Genomic DNA, 22,934 nt, shown 5'->3' with positions numbered 1-22,934 from the left:
CATTCGGGTTAAAACCGAAATGGCCGTTGTGCATTTAACGCGTTGCTAAGCTTATTTTAAATTATCAGGAAAGTTTTTTGGCAACTCGCTGGCAGCACACGCAATAACGCTATCGTCATTCGCACCGCAGTCGCGTACAAAAGTAATCGTCGCAAATTCATCAATCACTTCGGTTGGATACGCTGGCCCGGCATCACGGTAGCTGTTCATCAGCGGAATGTGATCGTTCTGGAAGCAGACGGTTTTTTCCGGATTATTCATGACCCAGCGTGGGAAGAAGATGGTGCCGTGGAACAGGCGGTCGCCCAGGTTCACAATCAGGCTCACGTCGGTACCGGTTGGCTCCGTCCAGGAAATTTTATAGATACTCTCCCCGACGCGGACAATGTAGGCCTGCTGATCTTTCACCCAACGATTGCCCACCAGACCGCTGTGAATACGGTAGTCGAGCGTGTTCTCGTTTTTAACGTAAATTTCGTAGTTCCAGCCATTGTCGTAGGTATATACCAGATGTTTGCCGACGAAGCCGCTTAAATCATGTTTATCGAAGGTGCTCATAAGATGTCTCCTTTGTTTTGATGAGACGATCGTACCCCTTCAAAAAATGAATGAATAACGCTATGTTTGAATCAAATTCATCCAAAATTTAGATTAATCATGCACAAGACGACGCTCGAACAGTGGGCCTTGCTGGAAAGAGTCATCGAGGCTGGCAGCTTCGCTAAGGCGGCGGAAGAGACCCATCGCAGCCAGTCCTCGGTCAGCTATAACCTGTCGCTTTTGCAGGAGCGGCTGGGCGTAGCGCTCCTGATGACAGAGGGACGCCGTGCCGTGCTGACCCCGGCGGGTGAGCTGTTGCTGAATCAGGTTAAACCGCTGCTGAAAGCCTTCGCCTACGTTGAAACGCGCGCTGCAACCCTGCGCAGCGGGATGCGAACCCGTATCGACCTGATGGTAGACAGTATTTTTCCGCGCAGTCGGCTGTTCGCGATTTTGCGCCAGTTTCAGCAGCTGTACCCGCAAACGCAGGTGCGGCTTACCGAGGTGCTGGAAAACAGCCGCGCAGATGCGCTCAATGATGAGGCCGACGTGATGGTCTTAACCCGCCGCCAGGACATTACCGGCCTGGGCGAATGGCTGATGAATATCGATTTTGTTGCCGTCGCGCATCACGCGCACCCGCTGTTTGCGCTGGATACACCGCTTAACGACGAGATGCTTCGACCGTGGCCGCGCATTCAGATCGCAGACAGCCAGCCCACCGTTCGCCCCACCGGGGAGTCGTGGACATTCTCCACCATCGATGCCGCGATCGAAGCAGTGATGTATCAGGTTGGATATGGCTGGTTACCGGAAGAACGCATTCAGACCCCGCTCCAGCAGGGCATCCTCAAAATCCTGCCCCTCAGCCACGGCGTTCGACGCGCCACGCCGCTGCACCTCATCGTTAAACGCTCCCTCAGCCCGCTGGACGAGCAGGTTGAGACGCTGTTGCGCCTTTTTAAACAGGAGTCGTCATCGTCAACTGCTACGCTTTAAGTTTTGAACCATAAAACGACAAGGAGTGAACGATGAAAATCGATTTAACGGGGAAAGTGGCGCTGGTGACCGCGTCCACCGGCGGTATTGGGTTTGCCATCGCCCGCGGACTGGCGGAGAGCGGTGCGGAAGTGATCGTCAACGGGCGCAGCGTCGACTCGGTGAACAAAGGCATTCAGGCGCTCCAGCAGGTGGTGCCAGGCGTACAGGTCCGTGCCGCCATCGCCGACCAGAGCTCGCAGGAGGGCGTTGACGAACTACTCAGGGTCGCCACGCATGTCGATATTCTGGTGAATAACGCCGGGATCTATGGCCAGCAGGATTTTTATTCCACCGACGACGAGACCTGGGAACGCTACTGGCAAACCAACGTGATGTCCGGCGTGCGCCTCTCCCGTGCCCTGCTGCCCGGTATGGTACAAAAAGGCTGGGGTCGGGTAGTGTTTATCTCGTCAGAATCGGCCTGCAATATTCCTGCGGATATGATCCACTATGGCGTGACAAAAACCGCCCAGCTCTCGCTGGCGCGCGGTCTGGCGAAGTTCGTGGCAGGCAGCGGCGTCACGGTGAACAGCGTGCTGCCGGGCCCGACAATGTCGGACGGTTTTGCCGCAATGATGAAAGACGAGATGGAGAGAACCGGCAAATCGCTGGAGCAGCTGGCGAAAGCGTTCGTGATGGAGAATCGCCCCAGCTCGGTTATTCAGCGCGCCGCAACGGTAGAAGAAGTGGCGAATATGGTGGTGTATGTCTGTTCCATGCAGGCCTCCGCGACTTCCGGCGCGGCGCTGCGCGTTGACGGTGGCGTGGTGGATGACATAGTTTGACCCGTCAGCCCACAGGTTCGAGAAAAAATGAGATCGGATAGAAGGACTGTGAAGGTAAAGCAGGTAAACTAGTGAACAGAATGTGTATTTCAGCTAAGACGTATTTATGACCAATATGATTGCCGACGAAGCCGTGGCGAAGTCCAGCGTGCTCTCTGTCTTTGACTTTGATGGTACGTTGACGCACCACGACAGTTTTATTCCGTTCCTGCGCTTTGCCTTTGGCAAGCGCTACTTTGCGGGTCGCCTGGTGCGCATGGCCCTGCCTACGCTGCACTGCGTGCGTCGCAAGCTGACGCGTGATGAGCTGAAAGAGGTGTTGATCAAAACCTTCCTGACGGGGGTGGATGAGCACTGGTTACGTCAGCAGGCAGAGGCCTTCTGTGAAAAATACTGGAACAAGCTTATGCGCCCGGAAGGGGTCATGGCTGTCGCCAACGAAGTTAATTCCGGTGCGGAAGTGACGATTTGCTCCGCCTCCCCGGCGCTGGTATTGCAGCCGTGGGCCGATAAGCTCGGCATTAAGCTGATTGGCACGCAGCTGGAAGTGAAAGACGGCAAGCTGACCGGGCGGATCACCGGTAACAACTGCCGCTGCGCGCAGAAAGTGGCGAGGCTGGAAAAGGTGTATGGCGATCTGAACGCATATCACCTGCGCGCCTGGGGCGACACGCGTGGCGACCACGAGCTGCTGGCGGCGGCGCAGGATCCGCACTGGCGCCATTTCCATCATCCGCGCAAGCGCCGAAACTCACCAATTAAGGGTTAGGTGCGGCCCGGTGCCCTCACCCCGGCCCTCTCCCACAGGGAGAGGGAGAAAAGCGATACATCAGGCCTCACGTTTCCCCGGGAACATCACGCTCGCAATAATCCCCAGCGCCAGTACCCCCAGCACCACAAACAGGCTTGCCGTGGCACCGATGTTATAACCGTGATGCCAGAAGTGATCGGTCGCATTCAGCCCCAGCTTGAACGCCACGAAGAACAGCAGTAACACTACCGCTTTCTCAAGATGCACCAGATACTGCTTCAGCGCTTCCAGCACGAAGTAGAGGGTACGCAGGCCGAGGATTGCGAACATCATGGCGCTGTAGATAATCAGCGGCTCGCGGCTGACGGCAATGATCGCGGGAACGGAGTCGAAGGCGAACATCACGTCGGACAGCTCTACCACCGCCACGCAGAGCAGCAGCGGCGTCGCGTAGCGCTTCGCCTTCTTCACGCGACCTACCATCACATCCTTGTTTTCAGGCTTCTCCAGCTCGGCGTCCACCTCTTTTTGGGTCAGGATAAACGCGTGGCTGCTGATTTTTGGCCAGACCGGATAGAAGCGTTTTACCAGGCGGTACGCCAGATGGTTGGAGTAATCCTCGACTTCATCACTCTCTTCATTGCGTTTCAGCATCATCACCGCCGTCCAGCCGACGACCAGCGCAAAAATCACCTCAACGTATGGCCCCAGGCTCAGTAGGCTGGTGCCGATGGCAACAAAAATACCGCGGAACACAATCGCCCCCAGCACGCCCCAGTAGAGCACGCGGTGACGATACTTATCCGGCACGCCGAACCAGGCGAAGATCGCCATCATCACAAACAGGTTGTCGACGGAGAGCACCTCTTCCAGTGCATAGCCGGTGAGGAACAGACTGGCCATCTCCGCGCCGTGGTGCACGTATAAGAAGCCAGCAAACGCCATCGCCATCATGACCCAGAAGATGGACCACATGGCCGCGCTTTTCAGCGAGATCGGTTTATCGTGACGGTGCATGAAGAGGTCGATAAACATCGCCCCAACGGCCATCACCACAAAGACAACAACGGTTTCCGTCGGGAAACCGAGATGAGCAGCAGACATAGACAACCCTTTTAAGAAGACAAAACACCATGCAGACAATAAAAAGCGTGGCCCCGTTAAGGACACAGCACGCTAAAATAATAAATATTAACCGTTCTTTTCAGCTGTTTAGGCACAATAAAGTTTGTACACTAAATCAAGTTTGGAACAATAAAGTTTGTACACTAACTATCGCAGATTTCGCTTAACTGAAACTCAACTTTCTTAAGGGCTTTCCTATCAGTAATCTCTGGGGCAACATCAATAGCCCCCCAAATATAATCCATACTTTTTTTAATCGGTCGCCCCTGCATTGATACTCTAGCCAGAGTATAGGAATGTTCAAATAACGCCTTAAGATTCCATTGTGTTGCGTCTACATTAAAAATGTCTTTATGTGTTTTCATAATACAATTGTTTTCGTCACAAGAACTGCAATCACGCATTGAGTGCTTTGCAAAAACCTCTCGGATAACGCCTTGTTTTCACGGGCCTAACTCCAAACCAATAAGACTCACCTGATTCTTCATAAACGAATTCAATAATTCAGGCTCAAACTCTGCACACAGCAAAAAAATGCCTGCAAATTCTTTCCTATAATTAAAATTGTAAAGTTCATAACGCTCAAAAAACTCATCTCGTTTAAAGGCATAACGATCATATACCCTATCAAGGATTAGATATTGTTTTGTAACTTTTTGGGCAAAGTCTCTCAATGTTATGTTTTCAAATTGGGGATAACTACTATGGACCCATTGAGCAAAAACTGGCATCAAACATCCTGGAGCAAATTTAATCGGGAATAAATACCGCCCAGTTTCATCCCATGAAGGTTTTCTATAGCTATTGTTAACTTTTTTAGGCTGAATCTTTAAAGTAGTCGAATGCTCACAATCTCTTGCATTAAGCAACCGCTTAACAGCTTTTAACGTTTTAGAAAAACCAAACTCAGGTAGTTCTTTGAGTGGTTGACCATGAATAAGACATATATTTGAACAATCCCAAAAGTGTCGAAAGTATCCATAACCTACACTATCAATACTCTCTTCTATACAGGACAAACAGTACCTCACTGGCTTCGATGACATTGAAGACTTTATTCTTGATCTCGCTCTTCGCCCATTGAAAAATGTAGACTCAATTCGATAAGTATAATAAGCAGGGTTATCAAAAAGACTGTTATCTTTGCCATCCACAGATAAAGTCCCATCTATCATTTCTAACAAAACATGGTCAGGATAACGATAGAAAAGGTGCTCATACCCCTTATGAACAAAAGGAGCATTCTTCCAAAAACCAGAATTACTAATAACCCCTATCGGCTTAACATTAGGATCGTAAGCTAATAACGTCCTAATCAAGATACTGTGTATCGACTCATCATGAGGAGCCTGTGCACGTAACAATTTAGCTAATTCGAAATCGAAATTTTCACTCACTCAAATACAACTCCGCCATACCATCTAAACGGCTTTTCACTTCTTTCCAATTGGGCATCACACTAGTCAATAAACGCCAGAATTTCTCGCTGTGGTTATGTTCCGCGATATGGCAAAGCTCATGAAGAATTACGTAGTCGATGCACTCTTTGGGCGCTTTGACCAAATGTGGATTCAGCATGAGATTACCCTTAGTAGAACAACTACCCCATTGCTTAGTCATCGGCAAAACCCGAAAACTCGGAATGCCTTTCACCCAAGTGGTTTGCGGCAACAATGTGGCTAAGCGTTCATGGAAGATACGCTCGGCACGCACGCTATACCAACCAGAAACTAGGGCTTTGGTCAGTGCTTGCTTGTCTTCGTTAAAGCGGTTTAGCGTCACCAATAATTTGCCTCGTTCCATTTTAACGTTAGAAATAGCCTCTCGGTCTTCAATCACTTTAAGAACATAACGCCTGCCAAGGTAGAATTGCATTTCACCGCTGACATAGTCTTTGGGCTGCACATACTGCAAGTGACCTCGAAACTCCTTGAGCGCATCGTAAATCCATTTTGCTCGCTTCATGACAGCGTCATGGATATCACTATGTTCGGCATCATCAGGAGCATTAACCACCACTTCGCAATTAGGATGAACCTTAATCGCAATCTTTCGCCTCTTACCCTCAGGATGAGGTTTACGCACCACTTCATAGGTGACAGCTTCATCACCATAGATGAAGCTGTATTCTTCAAGCTTGCCTTCTTTCGAACTTACCGATGTCATTAATGATGACCTGCTACGCCTAAACGAGTGATTTGAATAATATCGGTAATGATTATTTTGGCCGTATCCATCCCCACGGCTTTAAACAAAATTGGCAATAATGCGCGACGAATTTGGTTTTCGATTTCCGTTGGGTTGATGGAAAACTCAGCCACGGCAGCCGTCACGATTTCATCAATCTGAATCGCAAAGTCGAAACGCTCTTGCTCGGATAGTGGGTTTTCTGAAGCATATTTTAAGAACAAACCAAAATAAGCCTGAACATGGCGTTTAATCTTTGGATCAAGCTCGGCAAAACGGTCAGTTGGAATACCTTCGACTTTGCGCTCTTTCACTTGCTCTTCAAAGTCGGCAAATAGCAGATATTGCTTAACTGGTGCATCAAACATTTCTTTGGCTTGTTCAATTGCCTTTTTGAGCAGATTAGAGAAATACTCCTGTGCGTAAGGGTCATCCGCTAAATCTTGCTCAATCATTTTGGTGACGCGGCCAGTGATGACGTCTTTTTTGTTACGGGCTTCATCATCACTCATCTCTTCAGGTTTGGCAGTTTTACCCATATTGCCGACCAGATACGCGCCATCAGGCTCCTGAATTTCAACCCCAGCAATGTGCTTGTCCAATAGTGCACGAATATCTTCGGCATATTGGTCGTAATCTACCGCCTCTTCGGCATCTTCACGTACTTGTTTACGCAGTTCAGACATCGATTTCAGCGTCTTTTTATACAAATCACGCTTATCGTCGAAGCTCTTATCATCAAAATAGGTCGCTGATTGGAGAGCCACTTTTAAACAGTTTGCGAACAGCGTCAGTGCTGAATAGAAATCTTCACGTTTTTTCAGATTGGTATCGGTCAGTTGACCATCGATGGTTTCAATCTTGGGTGTTAGAGCTTGGCGTAACGCCTGACCATCTTGCTTGTTTTTCACATCAGAAAAGATAGCCCATAGGTCGTTATACAAACTTGGCAGCTTTTTATATTCGGTATCCATACGGCTATATAAGCCTTTGAGATCCTCAATGTCGAATCCACCTTGAGTGCGCTCTGCCAGCTCTTGGTAGTCGGCGATTGTAGAATCAAGCTCTTTGAGAATTCCGCGATAATCGATCAGATAACCGAATTGTTTTTTCTGATGCAGACGGTTAACACGAGCAATCGCTTGAATGAGGTTGTGCTGCTTCAGTGGCTTATCGATATAAAGCACAGTGTTTTTTGGTTCGTCAAAACCTGTCAGCAGTTTATCAACCACAATCATAATGTCGGGGCCATCTTCACGACCAAAGGCTTCGATGATCTGTTTGGTGTAGGCTTTTTCGTCCATATTACCGACGTTCTCTTTCCACCAATTCTGCACCAAGTCTTTGCTTTCACCATCAACGGTATCGTGACCTTCGCGAGTGTCAGGTGATGACATCGCTACCACGGAGGTGACTTTACCAATCTTATCCAATAGCTTTTTGTATTGGATTGCTGAGGCTTTCGAGTCACACGCCAGTTGGCCCTTTAAGCCTTGGCTTTTGAAGTTTTGGAAATGGTCGGAGATATCATAAGCGATTAACTCCAAACGCCCTTCGGTTTGGTAGATCTGGCCTTTCTGGGAGAATTTTTTCTTCAGGTCACTACGCTGTTTTTCCGATAGCTTATCCGTTGCACGATCAAACCATGCATCAATCGCGCGGTCATTGGTGCTGAGTTCTGGAATACGCTCTTCATACAACAAAGGCGTAACAGTTTTGTCTTCTACCGCTTGCTGCATAGTGTAAGAGTGGATTATTTTTCCGAACTTGTTTTCGGTCTTATCATCTTTCAGCAGTGGCGTACCCGTAAAGCCAATGTAGGCCGCTTTGGGCAGGGCTTGCTGCATAAAGATATTGTTGGAACCATTTTGGCTACGGTGGCCTTCGTCTACCAACACAATAATATCGGGGCTGTCGTTGTAGCACTCTGGCAAGGTCACGGCGGTACCAAACTTATTGATGATGGAGAAAATAATCCGCTCATTGCCTTTACCAATTTGTTCAGCAAGGCGTTTGCCCGTAGTTGCCATTGCCTCTTTTTTGTCTTTATCCGATAACGCACCGCCCGATGCGAAAGTGCGAGCTAATTGATCTTCCAAGTCAACTCGGTCGGTCACTACAACCACACGGCATTTTTTCAAGGCCTCAAGCCAGATTAACGCTTTAGATAGAAACACCATGGTGAACGATTTACCCGAACCTGTGGTATGCCAAATAACACCGCCACTGCGAGCACCTTTCTCATCAAATGAGGTAACACGTTCAATCAGGGCTTTAATACCAAATACCTGCTGATAACGGGCGACGATTTTGCCTGCTTTTTTATCAAATAAGGTAAATAGGCGCGTCATTTCTAACAGCCGATCATGGCGCAGTAGCGATACTAATAAGCGGTCTTGGTCGGTCACCACCAGTTCACCGCCAGCAATCAGTGATAAATACCCGTCGCGCACTTTAGCTGGCCGATGGTTAAACAGCAGGTCGAGTTTATCTTGTGCTAATGCGGTGTTTTTAAGGCGTAAATAGGTTTTTTCGGTGATATCTTCTTCTTTCCATTTAGCCCAAAACTTCTCGGGTGTGCCGCAAGTGCCGTATAAGCCATCGTTACCATTGACGGAAAGTAGCAATTGACTGTAGGCAAACAGATGTGGAATTTCATCATTTTTCTGGTTACGAATATTTTGCGAAATGCCTTCGGAAACAGTCGGTTTGCCTTCATGGGAAGAGTCTGGACGTTTTGCTTCAATCACGACCCAAGGCAACCCATTAACAAAACAGACCACATCGGGAATGCGTTTGCCTGTGCCATGTGCATTTTCAATTTCCATCTCTTCAGTGAAATGAAACTGGTTATGCTCAGGTTTTTCCCAATCAATAATTTGAATGGTCGGGTTGGCTTTCTTGCCATCGATAAATTCCGTCACACTGATGCCATAGGTTAAAGCGTTGTAGAGCTTTTCATTCGCCGCTTTTAACCCTGCATTCATTGCAGGAGTGGCAAGCTCTTGAATGATTTTATCGATAGCCGAATCCGACAGCGGGTAGGCTTTACCCATAAAAGTATGGGTTTTGTGTTTCAGCACACTGCGCAATACATTGGGCAGGATTACCGATGATAGTCGGCCACGCATCGCCAAGCATTCAGCAGGAGGAATAAATTGGTAGCCAAGGTTGGTGAGCAGCGTTAATGCGGGTATTTTGGCACTGTGCTCCTCGCGGAAGTTGGGAATAGCCACTTTATCACTCATTAAGCCACCCATTGCTTTAGTACATTTACAACAACAGGTGCAAATGCTTCAAGCTTCCCATTTTTAGGCGTTGATATATCATTGATTACCATTTCTAAAAGCTCATCGTCATCAAGTCCATCCTCTGGTTCTATACCATTAGAGAACATTATTGATTGAATAAACTGCTTTCTTTGTTCGATTAAAGAGCGATTACTTTGAAGTTCATCACCAAGATTTAGCACCCTGATGGTTTCCTTTGCTCGATCTGTAAGTCCTCGAACTTTGCCACTTAACGTAAATTCCAGTTCTGTTTCACACTCAGACATAAAAGGAGTTAATGGCAATGGTTGTGAGCCATGCGAGGCATCACATTGTCCTGGCGTCGTACAGCTAGAAACAATATTGGTAAAATCAAGACTGCGAGCAGGAGCTATTCTTCGTGCTTCTACATGTTCATTCATGCAATCATGATTTTCACCTGAAATTTCTTTACAACAATAAGCACAGAGAAAGTGTTGTTCTTCCAAACATCTTGCACGAATATCAGTGCGTTCTATTTTATTCAAATCATCGTAAGTAGCAGTACGGTTAGTACGCTTAAAATCGGTCAAACTTGCTGGCTCAGGATGAATACCCTTAGTTATTTTGCGCATCTTTTAACTCCTTTTTGCGAAGTAAAAGTTTTGCTTTTGATAATTCCAAATTACCACTTGGAAGTTCTTCCTCAAGCTGCTGTATTATCTCTTTGGCTTGAGAAAGATTAGAATCATGGATTGCATCTAAAGCCATACTCAGTGATTCATTAATTTCCGCATTTCGGATATCTGTATCCATAATTTCTAGCAATACAGTATTAGCATCTTGACCATATAGCGAAGGCAGTTGGATAAGTTCCTCGTCACCGATCAGGTATGCCAGAACATTTTTACAGTCACTAATCACTAACGGGGAATGAGTAGAAAGCACAAACTGACATTTGGGAAAAGTTGTAGTAAGTTGCTTAATCAACGAACGTTGCCATTTCGGATGTAAATGCATGTCAACTTCATCGATGACAACGATGCCATCACCTTCAAGTGGATTTTTTAATTCGGGATTCATCACGGATAAACGTCTGGCAATATCACCGATCAGAGCCATCAGAGACTTTTCACCTTGTGAAAGCTGTGCGACATCGAATGGTTCCCCATTTTTATCTATCGACATATGCAGCCGAGGTTTTCTTCGAACCCGTAAATTAGAAAATTCAGGCATGAACTTATAAATAGCGGAACGGACAGCAGTAAGCTGTCTATCACGGCTTGATGCTCGAAGTTTATCTAACTTTGACCATGTTTCATTGTCGTCACCCAGAACGGTTCTTAATTGCTCTAACACATCATCAGTAAGTCCCGACTCATTTTCAGTATCTTCGCGTTCCCTGAACCATTCAAAGAAGCGTCTAAAATCGACACCTTGAGTTAAAGAATTCTCATAACCATTAAGTTGGAAAAATTCATGTTTCCCCCTAATTTTTAACGGGATATCGATCACGACCCGCTCAACAGAGTAAAACGCAATTAGAGGAAGAGAGGATTTCTCATCATTAGACAATTTTTTTCGATAGTGATCTGCTAACGCTGTAGCTCCCCAAAAATCACTTTTGTGTTCTCCTTTACGCCCTTTGCGGGCTTTCGCTATTCGCCAAGGAAAGTAATTATCATCTAACCCTTCCAAATCACCGTCTTCAGGATTACCACGTACATGATTGAAAATATTTATATCAATGGCGGCTGAAGACGTCTTATTCTTTATGACCAGCTCTGGAATGGGACTACCTTTACCTGTCTCAGATTGAATACGTGAAACAAGCCAGCTTAGAGACGTTGCTAATGCTTTGAGAATTGAGGTTTTGCCTGAACCGTTGTTCCCTACAAAAACGGTAACATTACTATCCAAATAACCCAGTGGCGCCAAAGGAATTTCAAGGTGCTTGAATCGTCCAATATTATGTAAAGTTAAATTTTTGACTTCCATTAAGATACGATCTCCAATTGTTCTTCCACTTTCACTCTGCGCTTACCCGTCAACAACTGTTGCATTAACGCCTTTTTTTCCTCTTTGAGGTGCGCGAGTTTGGCTTGTAACAGCTCGATTTCTTTATCGGCAGCAGTGAGCACTGAGGCGATTTTTTGTTGTTCACCAAGGCCTGGAAGCTTAGCCTTGAACCCCTTTAAATCTGTTGTCGATATACTCGCCTGATTTACCGCACTTTTTGCATGACTTCTAGCAAATTCCTTACCTAAGCTTGACGAAAGCATAAAGTAAATAAATTTTGAGTCTGCGTCTTTTGATGCGCGTAATAGTAGGAGATTCATGCCATGGTATAAATCTTTATCATCAAGAAAGTAAGCCACTCTACCAATATGCTCTAAGCTATTGATATGGCTATATAGTATGTCACCAAATTGCAGTTTGAACTTGATTGTTTTTTCATCATTTGGTGCATACCCAACTTTGGCATGATTTACTTTTCCAGTAGAAATAGTTTCTATTCTAGAGACTGGTAACCCTTGTGTTGCTTTAGAATCGTAAGTTAGTCCATTAGATATTTTTGTTAAAACATCACCCAACTTAACCTCTTCCCAATCCCCCTCAAACGCTTCACCCGTTTCAGGATCAATCAAACGCTTTTTACCCGTCAACAACTGCTGCATTAACGCTTTTTTCTGCTGCTTGCTGGTGGCAATCAAACGCTCGGTGGTGGTAATCGCTTTATCCCAAGTGGAGAGGATTTTGGCGATTTTGCGTTGTTCTGGGAGGGGGGGCATTGGCAGTTTTACTGCATAGATAGGTTTTTGTGAGACAAGCGGCTGTCCCCCCTTATTTCTAAGCCTAGATAAATCAAACTTTTTAAGCTTGCTGACCAAATACTCTTTATCAATCTCAGAAGAGACTTTCTTTGTATATAAGGCGTTATCAGTAATCCAACATGCTTTATCTATGTATCGTGTTACACCGCAATATTCGCCCACTCGCCCAATTAAAATTACAGAGTCAGAAGAGTTCTTTTGACTAGAGTACCCCATGATGTTATTTCCACCATAGACAGGGTATGGTGAATCATCGGAATACTCTTTTTGCAAATCATCGGGTTTCGTATCACCGCTACCAAGAGTTAGAATATCGCCCAATTTAACTAAACTCCAACCATTAGGCACCATAACCCAACTCCTCTAGGTAGCCCGCCATTTCGTCTTCCAGATCCGCTAGTTCACTTTGCAACGCCAAACGTTCGCGGCGCACGGCCACTATGTCGATCTCTTCCTCTTCTTCAAAGGTATCGACATAACGCGGAATATTGAGGTTGTAGTCGTTCTCGGCAATCTCTTCTAAGGTGGCGAGATAGGCGTATTTATCCACGCTTTGACGTGCTGTGTAGGTATCAACAATTTTCTGGATGTTCTCGTCGGTCAGTACGTTCTGGTTTTTGCCCGATTTAAACTCACGCGAGGCATCAATAAACAACACTTTGTTGTCATCTTTGTGCTTTTTGAAAATCAAAATCGCGGCCGGAATGCCAGTGCCAAAAAAGAGTTTTTCAGGTAAACCGATCACCGCATCGAGCAGGTTTTCTTCAATCAACTGCTTACGAATTTGGCCTTCGCTCGAGGCGCGGAACAGCACGCCATGTGGCACCACCACCCCCATGCGGCCCGTCTCTGGTTTCAGGGTTTCAATCATGTGCGAGATAAACGCGTAGTCACCTTTGGTTTTTGGTGGCACACCACGACGAAAGCGGCCAAAGTGGTCGTTCTCGGCATCTTCATGGCCCCATTTATCTAGGCTAAACGGCGGGTTGGCGGTCACCACATCAAAGTGCAGCAGGCCACCGTTGGCATCTTGCAGCTTGGGGTTGCGAATGGTGTCGCCCCATTCAATGCGGTGGTTATCTTCGCCATGCAGGAACATGTTCATTTTTGCTAGTGACCAGGTTGAGCCAATCGCTTCCTGACCATATAGGGCGTATTTCTTCGAACCGTTAAAGTTCTTCTGTACTTGCTTGCCACACTTCATTAATAGCGAGCCAGAACCACAGGCAGGGTCACAAATGGTATCGCCTTCTTGCGGTGCAAGGATAATCGACAAAAGATCAGAGACTTCCGCAGGGGTATAGAATTCGCCCGCCGATTTACCGCTACCTGCCGCAAAGTGTTTGATCAGGTATTCGTAAGCGTTACCAATCACATCCAGTGAACCGACACGGCTTGGGCGCAGGCTAAGGGTTGGTTTACCAAAATCTTCCAACAGGTGGCGAAGAATATCGTTCTTTTGCTTTTCATCACCGAGTTTATCGGTGTTAAAGCTGATGTCTTGGAAAACACCTTTGAGTTTGGTGTTGGCTTCTTCAATCGCATGTAGCGCGGTATCAATACGTGAGCCGTTACCTGCTTCAAAACGTGCTTCGTAAAGGTCCCAGAATGAACTGCCCGCTGGGATTTTAAAGGACTGGCTTTCCAGCATTTCAGCGATCAGTTCAGGAATATCACCGTATTCGGCTTTCAGCTCTTCGACTTTATCTTGGTGCACATCGGATATGTACTTTAAGAACAGCATGGTCAGAATAAAGTCTTTGTAAATCGATGGATCAACGGTGCCACGGAAAGTATCACAGGCGTTCCATACTGCTTTGTTTATTTCGCTTTGGTTGATTGGGGTATTCATCGTTATTTATTCTCATTAAGTAATTGTTGAAACATGCCTTGAAGCATTGTTTTTCGATTCATTAGCAGTGCTTGGGTTAATGCCTGCTCTCTTTCCCATAACTGATTGAGGTGAAGTATTTTCTTCTGTGTCTCGATAGATGGGATATTGAGCTTTATCTCATTGCCAATAGATGTTTTAAGCATGACAGCCATCGATGACCCCTGACTGCCCGCACCTTCAGACAGTAAAAATTGAATTGAGGGTTGGTTTAACGACCAACACAAGAATTCGGGTAACACCTCAACCGTTGGTGTAATCACTAAGAACTGACTCGTGACCACCAAAGGTAATGAATCTTCCGAATTATCAACAACACAGGATGCTTGGAAGTAACCGCCTCTCGAACCTCTTGAAGGCAGTATTACAGTTCCAGACTCGACTAATGCTTTATCTTTACCCTGCCACTCAATAGCAGGGAGTTTGCTTGGATCAAGCAAGAAGGAGTTTGAAGTTTCGGCTATCTCACGCACATCTTTAATTTGAGCAATACGAGCACTGCCCGTCTCTGCCTCAACTTCTTCCACTTTTTCTCGAAATGTATACCCAGTCCGAATATCGGCTACTTCACTGAGTAATCGAAGATTAGTGTTTTGAAGCATAAAAACTCTCCGAATCGGCTTGCTTTACTAGAAAACAGGCTTTTTTAGTCGAACCATCACATTTGTAAAACTTTGCATCAGCCCACCCACACCGTTTTGCTTCGTCCAAAAACCACTGCTCCATGATTACTGTAAGCTTCTTTCGCGTGTCATGGTGATACTTGTTATAAATATTCATCACACGATCATATTCACAAATAATTGAGTCGTTTTCTTCTGCCGCTTTTGGAAACTGATATTGCGCACGCTTTTGAGCTTTTCCACTAATAGAAACAACAGCTTCTTGAATATTTTGAGGATAACAATCTTCATTCAGAAGATTTTTCTTGATGAAAGTCGCTGTAATTTCTTGCACACGAGCGGTTATTTGGTAATCTTGATGCATAAATAAATCTCCTATATGTCTATCGTCGTATTGAGGTTTAGATGAGGTTCGGGTGGCCGCCTGAACCTTATCAATTACACCAAATAAAATACAGTAGAGCACCTATAGATGATGTAATAAAGTCATATTAGTATGCAGCTAGATTAACGTCAAGGTGTTTTACACTTTTTATCTACTGTATTTTTTCCATCAAAAAATGAAGGCTATATCTAAATTTTGCGCGATTCATAGCCTTAGATTCCGAATCGGGTTATTTCCGCTTAATCCGAGGATGTAGATGTGGGCGGGATGGCTTGGGTAATACGGATTCAAGCCATTTAGGTTCATGATGATACAGCCAGTAAAATGCTGCGTTGCAATCTCGCTTTATTTCTTTTCTAATCCTTAACGGATTATTGTATCGGTATCGAAGTATCTGGCATTTGTAGCGTCGCCTTTTCGATTCATGCTTACACTGCTTTCTCCACTCAACCAGCCCATTTACGCTCGAAATCAACATTTCAACACTTCCTGTCGATACAGATAAACGTCGGGCGATCTCAGAGCGATGGAAACCTTTCCGTGCAAGAGCAATAACACGCTCTCTAACCGATGATTTTAGTTTCGTGGGGTCAAACAGATCCTCCATCCCAAAAGCATACGCCACGGATTTTATATAAGTGCGACTCTTTCCTGTTTGCTTGCTTATCGATGAAATTGATAGCCCTTGCTTTAGGAGAACCAAACATTCTTGCTCTAGATTATGGGTACTATCGGCACTATGTTCAGTGATTATTTCTGGTGTTTTTCTAATCCTTCGCTGCTTCGATAACCAGTATTCAAAAATTAAGTACTTAAAAATATGCTGTGAATACTGGTTATAGAGCAAGTTGGTAATGTACTTAAAATCCGATTCGGATGATGGTAGAACGTTTGAAGATGGATAATGCAATTGGCTTGTAAACGAATAAAAGTGAGAGAGTAACTTCACCCTACGTATTCGACCACTCTTGGTCACATAGCCAAGATTTGATAATTTATCAGAGTAACTATCTGATCCAAAATTAGAAATATGCTTTGATTGCTCTAGCAGTACCTGCCGAGAAAACCGCGCCAAATGAAAGCTTTCATCGCTACTTTCTTGATACTCAGTTTCAAAAGAAGAAGGATACCCAACTGCTAACTTTAATCGTTTAGGAAGTCGAACATGCACTAATTGCTGCCGATGTTCACAACAAGACTCAATAGCAGGTATTTGATGAACTCGGTGCCAATAAGCCACACCAAATTCTCTGATATCTTCCTGAACACACATAGGGCACATTTTGAGGGTGAGTTGAGCATGTTCTCTCACGCACGAAAGCTGGCTTAACCTAATCGCTGTATAATTGTCCGTTGAAGATATAGATTCTGATAGTTTGGCCTTGTATTGCGGGTAATAATGCATAAACAACGGAGCAAGAGTTTGATCCATTAGAAGGTCATTCTTGCTCTCACGGTAAAGGCTTGAAAGCGAACTTAAACCAGCAGTAAGTATCGGGTTAATACTTGCTCTATGGTCTCCGTATACGCTTTTGAGAAATTCAGGTATGGGAACCGCGCCTACACTGCAATATCTAATCATTCGACTAAATAGTAGTTCATCGGGTAATGCATCAGGTAAACGCATATCACCTCCGAAGGATTCGCCATACAGCTAAAGTCTAACTAAACGTCTCCAATGGGTCGTCACACAAAACGCCCGAAGCCCTGAGGTTTTCAAGTGGATCACTATCCTGAGAAGCTCTCTGGATCAGATTAGTATCCAATATCCGATCACTCAAATCTTCAGCAAAAGCTAGTTCGGTTAGTTCTTCAATGAACTCAGGATGATGTGGACGAGTCAAGTCTCCTGGTATCGTTACAGTTTTAAATTTGGTATTGATGACTTCTTTCGATGAAACATCTTCACACAGATGGCTGTCAGCTCCAGTACTACCATCTTTTCGATTTCGTTTTAAGAGAGAAATCGCGTGTTTCTTTCTCATTTCTTCTGTTAGCTTTTTCGTTGCACGTATAGCAATATTTGCTCCAAGCTCAAGAACCTCTTCAGTAATCCTCTCGTCTGAAGAGCCAATAATTGCCTTTTGAGCTGAATAATAAATTCGAACAGCTAAATCCATATTGCCAGCAGATAACGAGTAAAGTTTATTGTTCAAACTCGGGGTCAGCGGCGTTTCAACATTCGTCCATTGTAAACACCAAAGTTCATCCACGAACAATTCCCACTCATCATCATTCTTCATTAGCTCTACATCGAAGTAGCCACTACTTTCCGCTCGTCGCGCTGATTTAAAACTCTTACTTAGGAGTTCATCGAACGGAGGGTTTGCACAGAAAAGTATCGGAATACCTAAATTGTTAACTAAGTTATGCAAAAAACCTAAAAGTCGATCGGCACCGCCTGCTTTAGCAAGGTTTAGGTTTTGCATTTCATCAATAACCAAAATCCCGAGGAAATTTGACTTCATTTTCGATTCAATTTGTTGAAGTAAAAGAGCTATTGTTCCCGCAGGTTTTGTTGGAGGGTGTCCTAATTTTTGATCGATTTGCTCTAATATTCGATGGCAAAGACCTTTAACACTCGAATCATCTGGACAATCGACTTTTATCCATACAACTTGCGGTATTGCTAACACTTTATTCTGGTAATAGCGGTGTTCTATGACGTCAGGAAAACAGTTTAATACTTGCTCAAGCATGCAGGTTTTACCTACTCCGCTTTCACCAATTATTGTTATTCCACTGCCTTTAGGTTTAAAAAAGCCTGTTCGGGGTTCAACATCAGGTCGATTATCTGAAGAATAATGTAGATAGTTCATTGTTGTGGGAGATAACGGATTTTTTGCTGAATATCCCTCTTTGATGGCCATTTCGATGGCCCTAAATACATCAAAATAGAGTGGAAGCGGCTGCCTCAACGTTTTTAATCGAGTGAGATAATCCAATCTTTCAATTGCCTCTAACGTTGTTTCCTCAACGAGCCTCTCAGGATAATTACTCAGCTTAATAACTAACTCATCATCCTCAACCTTAGGTGGCAAAGCTTCAATCAAAGGATTACCACGATGCTCAGGTAATATCGCTTCATGGTAAATGGCTTCTTCACATCTCATTATCATTGGCCCTTTTTCGCTTGAGCATGGAAATTACTTTTTTCTTCTTGTCATCAAGACGTTCACTGGGTATATCTGATTCCATATCAGGCTTATCTTGATGAAGTTGGGATTCTCCGTCCTCAATCCTCTGTGCAAGAATAGCTTCCCTTCTCCTTGCTTTCATGCCCTTTGTTCTCTCAGATTTTGAACTCAGCGATGGAGCCAATGCCGCTTCTTCTTTTGCAGTTTCGATAACCTGATTTCTTCTCTGGTGACGCTCTATCGATTTCGATGTTGGCTTAGCTTTGTTTTTTTCCAACTTAATCCAGTCTTCAAAATACAGGATGTCAGCTTGATGCCTATGAGCAAAATTAGCCGACTCCTTCATCAGGTAACATCGGGTAAAGCCACTTACTTCCTCAAGCCTGACAAATATGAAGCTTGAATTATCATGATCAACTAAAGCATCTAGTTGCCATGAACCATTATTTCTCGCAATTACTTTCCAAGTATCAAAATCAGCATGATCTGACTCATAATACATTTGATCGTTCAGCCGAATTCCTTTGCCTGTCATGGTCACTTTTACTGTTGGTAATAGGCGAGAACGAATATGAGCCTCGTCTGCTCGACTTAAAGCATGACGCTGCGCTTTAACATGTAGATTCCAATAGTTTAGAGGAGTTGGAGAAAGCCCTGACTCAATAAGTAATGTACTTTGCTTGGCTAAATCTTTAAAAATTGAACTGTTGTGCTCTAAAACTTCATCAATAAGGAGCTTGGTTATTTCTCTGAGCGTAAAAGTAGCATCTAATCTTGGATCTCTATCTCCTCTGATATAATGCCGCCCTTTCGTCGTCCCTAACAGCTCATGTACTAGCTTCTCGTTCAAGATATTGAAACGATGTTCTACTATACCTTTCAATTCCGCCCTGTATGGTGGAGCAATGCTCAAGTGACCAATCAATGGCACAGCGAGATTTTCGGCATCCTGACAAATAAACTCACCTCGATCACAAAGCAATCGTTGAGGTATATGGTTACAAGGCCAATCAGCTTCTTCTATCTCAATGCCAAATTCTGCGCAATACTCTTTCTTAGAGGTAAAGCTGTTGATTAAAGCCTGCCGACCAGCCCTCCAAGAAGCGTATTCCATGGAGACATGCAGCCCGACAATCATGCGACTTTCTTTATCAACCACACAATAAACGGTTGGTCTCCCCAATACATGATGTCTCTGAAAGTCAGATACGATATGTACATCCAAAACTGTTGCATCCAATTCAAAGCAACTACCAGGAACTTCTGTATGATCAGTAGCAGAACCTTTTAAACCTCTCTTATTGCGGTCAAAGTCACCCTGATTTGTTTGTTTACGTATTAGAATTTGCGCTGGAACTAGTTTTTTTGCCCAATAAACAAACGCTCGGTAATTAGGTACTAAAGCTTCTCGTGACTCAGATTCAGCAGCAATTAGCTCCTCTGCATAATATTCTTTGAGCATTTTGTCATATACGCGACTGAATTTGACTTTTTCACCTTTGAGTCCGAACTTTTTCATTGCCTTAATAAACAAAGCCTTATCGCACTCAGTGGTATTAACACCTTCAGGCACGTCAATACTTGGACTGGAGAGTTGTATCGGAGAGCCACGCTTTGTTGCGCCAGCTACTCTTGATTTACCTCTTCCCCCAGAGTTTTTGTAGCTCGGCAAGAGTGCATTTCGTTCTTGACCATATTTCCAATAAAGATTTAGTGCTCGATAGATATTCTGCACATATGTGTTTTGGGCTTTCGCGTGTATCGAAACAGCTTTACTACGAGGTTGCTCAACCAAATTTAGCAAAAAATACGGATCAGATACTAATTCAATGATAAGTCGATATTTTTCATCTCTTTTTTCAAGATAACTCTCTGAAATATCGTCTTCTGACTGCAATTGATAATATGGAAGCTCATATGAACTCAATTCAGAATTACCCGTTTTAATGGCCTCATTAAAAAAGTCAAAATCAAGCTTAAGTGGTCGTTGCAAAGCCTTTGATTCGAGCAAAGGAAACAGAATAACGATATGTTCCTTTATATACAGTTGCAAAACCCTGTAAAGACCATCCTCAAGACCATCCAAGTTATGAACTCGCCAAACGCTATTTAATTCAACTTGCATATTGCTGTGATTTCCCATCCATCTTAACTTGAACAATTTCGATCATCCCAGATAGAACTATGGGTCGCGCCAAGTCTACAATCACTTCTTTATCAGCTATTAAATACTTTAACAAAATCAATGCGTCATCATTCGACATACCGACTTGATGAGAAAGCGTGTCGCAAACATCACTTAATTGCATTGTTCCCACCGTCAACATACGCTTGGCTTCTTCTCTAACTTTATTCGAAGGTGATGAGTAATTTTTACGTTTAGGATCGGTAATCCATTGAATATTTTTTGACTTAATCTGATTCAGTTCTGACAGGCAAAATACGTGAAAGGGAACACCTAATAACTCCCACCAAACTCTTTCAATATCGAGCTTTTCTGCCGTCCTCTTATCTGAAAGTTTTTCACTAGGCTTCACAGTTACAGCTTCATACCAAATCCGCTTTCCATCACTACAGGTTAAAAGGAAGTCCGTAGTCATAATAATTGGATCTTTGGTGATGGGATGTTTGGGATGTTCAATATCAAGTAATTGGGAAATTTTTAATGAGAGCGTGAGCGGTAGCAATGGAAACTGCTCCCGAATATCGGTAACTGAATCGGAAAACTCTGCTAAATAGAAAAAGCATGTCTCTTGCTCAGATAAGGTATGGTGAGTTCGTCCCGATTTTATTCCGTCAATCTTACCGCTGTGCCCATGAGACTTAACATCCTGAACTCTTATCCAAGGAGTGTAATTGGCTCCTTCACCTAAGCCATATTTTTGTTTTAAAGCCCGCTTGAAATCAGCGAGCTTTTCAAGTTTTCTTCGTCCAGCCACAACATATACTCTACCCAATTCGACAAAGTATATTATAGCCTAGTGTACAAACTTTATTATTCCAAATAGGATTTATGTACAAACTTTTTCATCAGTGTACAAACTTTATTGTTCCAAAACATCAGCCAGCGCCTGCGCGCATGCCCAGGCACTGGCCCACGCCCACTGGAAGTTATACCCGCCGAGCCAGCCGGTCACGTCCATCACTTCACCAATGAAATAAAGACCCGGCACGTTGCGGGCTTCCATCGTGCGGGATGAGAGTTCGTTTGTATCCACGCCGCCCAGCGTCACTTCCGCCGTGCGGTAGCCTTCGGTGCCGTTTGGCTGCACGCGCCAGTTCGTCAGCGTCTCCACCAGCGTGTCCTGCTCGCGGCTGTTGAGCTGCTTAAGCGCAACATCCGGAATTTGCCCTAACACCTGCAAGCACTCCACGAGACGCTTCGGCAGCTGCATCGCCAGGGTATTTTTCAGGCTTTGATTCGGGTGCGCGGCGCGTTGCTCATTGAGGAAGGCGTCCAGATCGCAATCCGGCACCAGGTTTACGGAGACAAACTCCCCCGGCTGCCAGTAGCTGGAGATCTGCAATACCGCTGGCCCCGAGAGACCGCGATGGGTAAAGAGCAGGTTTTCGCGGAACACCGTGCCGTCTTCGGCCGTAATGACCGACGGCACAGACACGCCGGAGAGCGTCTGAAGCTGTTCCAGCAGCGGCTTATGCAGCGTGAACGGCACCAGCCCGGCGCGCGTGGGTAATACTTTCAGGCCAAACTGCTCGGCGATTTTGTAGCCGAACGGTGAGGCACCCAGCCCCGGCATCGAGAGGCCGCCGCTGGCGATCACCAGGTTATCGGCGCTGACGGTTTCGCCGTTGAGTTGCAGCGTGTACCCTTGCTCGTTACGGGCGACGTCCAGCACTTCAGTGCGCAGGCGCATGACTACGCCGCCTTTCTCGCACTCGGCCACCAGCATATCCACGATTTGCTGGGCGGAGTCGTCGCAGAACAGCTGTCCCAGCGTCTTCTCATGCCACGCGATACCGTGTTTACCCACCAGTTCGATGAAATCCCACTGCGTGTAGCGCGCCAGCGCAGATTTACAAAAATGACGGTTCTGGCTCAAATAGGCCGCAGGCTCGACATAAAGATTAGTGAAATTGCAGCGCCCGCCACCGGACATCAGGATCTTGCGGCCAGGCTTTTTTCCGTTATCCAGCAGCAGCACACGACGACCCGCTTGTCCGGCCATTGCCGCACAAAACATACCCGCCGCACCGGCGCCAATTACTACGGCATCAAACCTTTCCACGTCAAAATCCTCTTCGTTAACTGCCGCGGATTGTAAAGTTTCCTCAGTGGTCGCACCAGCGTAAAAAGATATTACAAAGCCATTCCATTGATATTTAAAGATTATCTATTCAGGCACATTTCTCAAATCAGGTGGTATGT

Annotated in this window: 20 protein-coding genes; 3 read left to right on the top strand and 17 right to left on the bottom strand. The window is 45.2% G+C overall.

Annotation, left to right across the window (positions count from 1 at the left end):
- Positions 1-51: 51 nt before the first annotated feature.
- Positions 52-558 carry a phenolic acid decarboxylase gene (locus tag SK51_RS05445; RefSeq protein WP_022649694.1) on the bottom strand — a complete coding sequence of 169 codons (507 nt, stop codon included), beginning with the start codon at positions 556-558 and terminating at the stop codon, positions 52-54.
- Between the two features lie 99 nt (positions 559-657).
- Between SK51_RS05445 and SK51_RS05440 the strand changes: the two genes are divergently transcribed.
- The 3 genes from SK51_RS05440 to SK51_RS05430 all read left to right on the top strand — a co-directional run bounded on the left by SK51_RS05440 (position 658) and on the right by SK51_RS05430 (position 3,135).
- The gene (locus SK51_RS05440) at positions 658-1,539 is read left to right on the top strand and encodes a LysR family transcriptional regulator (RefSeq protein WP_023307146.1); all 882 of its coding nucleotides are present in this window, start codon (positions 658-660) and stop codon (positions 1,537-1,539) included.
- A 32-nt stretch (positions 1,540-1,571) separates the two neighbouring features.
- Entirely contained in the window at positions 1,572-2,366 is a 795-nt protein-coding gene (locus tag SK51_RS05435) for an SDR family NAD(P)-dependent oxidoreductase (protein WP_032676752.1), read from the top strand.
- A gap of 106 nt (positions 2,367-2,472) precedes the next feature.
- Positions 2,473-3,135 (top strand): HAD family hydrolase, encoded by a 663-nt coding sequence (locus tag SK51_RS05430; protein ID WP_022649697.1) that lies wholly within the window; start codon positions 2,473-2,475, stop codon positions 3,133-3,135.
- 60 nt (positions 3,136-3,195) lie between these two features.
- On the opposite strand, the gene SK51_RS05425 is transcribed toward SK51_RS05430, so the two are convergent.
- From SK51_RS05425 to SK51_RS05355, 16 genes are all read right to left on the bottom strand, one after another.
- Entirely contained in the window at positions 3,196-4,221 is a 1,026-nt protein-coding gene (locus SK51_RS05425) for a TerC/Alx family metal homeostasis membrane protein (protein WP_023298822.1), read from the bottom strand.
- A 164-nt stretch (positions 4,222-4,385) separates the two neighbouring features.
- The gene (locus SK51_RS05420) at positions 4,386-4,607 is read right to left on the bottom strand and encodes a hypothetical protein (protein ID WP_048206611.1); all 222 of its coding nucleotides are present in this window, start codon (positions 4,605-4,607) and stop codon (positions 4,386-4,388) included.
- A 78-nt stretch (positions 4,608-4,685) separates the two neighbouring features.
- Positions 4,686-5,639: a TniQ family protein gene (locus SK51_RS25150; protein ID WP_155404791.1), complete on the bottom strand. Its 954-nt coding sequence runs from the start codon at positions 5,637-5,639 to the stop codon at positions 4,686-4,688.
- The gene (locus SK51_RS05410) at positions 5,632-6,408 is read right to left on the bottom strand and encodes a M48 family metallopeptidase (protein WP_022651990.1); all 777 of its coding nucleotides are present in this window, start codon (positions 6,406-6,408) and stop codon (positions 5,632-5,634) included. The genes SK51_RS25150 and SK51_RS05410 overlap by 8 nt, the downstream gene beginning before the upstream one ends.
- On the bottom strand, positions 6,408-9,677 hold the full coding sequence (locus SK51_RS05405; protein ID WP_022651991.1) for a type I restriction endonuclease subunit R: 3,270 nt from the start codon (positions 9,675-9,677) through the stop codon (positions 6,408-6,410). The genes SK51_RS05410 and SK51_RS05405 overlap by 1 nt, the downstream gene beginning before the upstream one ends.
- Positions 9,677-10,312, bottom strand: coding sequence for an HNH endonuclease family protein (locus SK51_RS05400; protein WP_022651992.1), 636 nt, complete (start codon positions 10,310-10,312; stop codon positions 9,677-9,679). The genes SK51_RS05405 and SK51_RS05400 overlap by 1 nt, the downstream gene beginning before the upstream one ends.
- Positions 10,296-11,675 carry an AAA family ATPase gene (locus tag SK51_RS05395; protein ID WP_022651993.1) on the bottom strand — a complete coding sequence of 460 codons (1,380 nt, stop codon included), beginning with the start codon at positions 11,673-11,675 and terminating at the stop codon, positions 10,296-10,298. Before SK51_RS05395 ends, SK51_RS05400 begins: the two co-directional genes overlap by 17 nt.
- On the bottom strand, positions 11,675-12,862 hold the full coding sequence (locus SK51_RS05390) for a restriction endonuclease subunit S (RefSeq protein ID WP_022651994.1): 1,188 nt from the start codon (positions 12,860-12,862) through the stop codon (positions 11,675-11,677). Before SK51_RS05390 ends, SK51_RS05395 begins: the two co-directional genes overlap by 1 nt.
- Positions 12,852-14,363 (bottom strand): type I restriction-modification system subunit M, encoded by a 1,512-nt coding sequence (locus SK51_RS05385; protein ID WP_022651995.1) that lies wholly within the window; start codon positions 14,361-14,363, stop codon positions 12,852-12,854. The genes SK51_RS05390 and SK51_RS05385 overlap by 11 nt, the downstream gene beginning before the upstream one ends.
- A 2-nt stretch (positions 14,364-14,365) precedes the next feature.
- The gene (locus tag SK51_RS05380; RefSeq protein WP_022651996.1) at positions 14,366-15,004 is read right to left on the bottom strand and encodes a restriction endonuclease subunit S; all 639 of its coding nucleotides are present in this window, start codon (positions 15,002-15,004) and stop codon (positions 14,366-14,368) included.
- Complete coding sequence (locus SK51_RS25145; protein ID WP_022651997.1) at positions 14,988-15,389, bottom strand: hypothetical protein; 402 nt, start codon at positions 15,387-15,389, stop codon at positions 14,988-14,990. Before SK51_RS25145 ends, SK51_RS05380 begins: the two co-directional genes overlap by 17 nt.
- A gap of 250 nt (positions 15,390-15,639) precedes the next feature.
- Positions 15,640-17,037, bottom strand: a complete 1,398-nt coding sequence (locus SK51_RS23895; protein ID WP_071993176.1) for a TnsD family Tn7-like transposition protein — start codon at positions 17,035-17,037, stop codon at positions 15,640-15,642.
- Positions 17,038-17,071: 34 nt separating this feature from the next.
- Positions 17,072-18,523 (bottom strand): ATP-binding protein, encoded by a 1,452-nt coding sequence (locus tag SK51_RS05370; RefSeq protein ID WP_022652319.1) that lies wholly within the window; start codon positions 18,521-18,523, stop codon positions 17,072-17,074.
- Positions 18,513-20,672, bottom strand: a complete 2,160-nt coding sequence (locus SK51_RS05365; protein WP_022652000.1) for a DDE-type integrase/transposase/recombinase — start codon at positions 20,670-20,672, stop codon at positions 18,513-18,515. The genes SK51_RS05370 and SK51_RS05365 overlap by 11 nt, the downstream gene beginning before the upstream one ends.
- Complete coding sequence (locus SK51_RS05360) at positions 20,662-21,486, bottom strand: heteromeric transposase endonuclease subunit TnsA (protein ID WP_022652001.1); 825 nt, start codon at positions 21,484-21,486, stop codon at positions 20,662-20,664. The genes SK51_RS05365 and SK51_RS05360 overlap by 11 nt, the downstream gene beginning before the upstream one ends.
- Before the next feature lie 105 nt (positions 21,487-21,591).
- Complete coding sequence (locus SK51_RS05355; RefSeq protein ID WP_048206609.1) at positions 21,592-22,794, bottom strand: BaiN/RdsA family NAD(P)/FAD-dependent oxidoreductase; 1,203 nt, start codon at positions 22,792-22,794, stop codon at positions 21,592-21,594.
- Positions 22,795-22,934: the final 140 nt, after the last annotated feature.

The organism is Enterobacter sp. MGH85 (genome assembly GCF_001037655.1).
In the GTDB taxonomy this organism is placed as follows: domain Bacteria; phylum Pseudomonadota; class Gammaproteobacteria; order Enterobacterales; family Enterobacteriaceae; genus Enterobacter; species Enterobacter intestinihominis.
The sequence above is the reverse complement of the archived record's forward strand: the minus strand, read 5'-3'. Positions and strand labels throughout refer to the sequence as shown.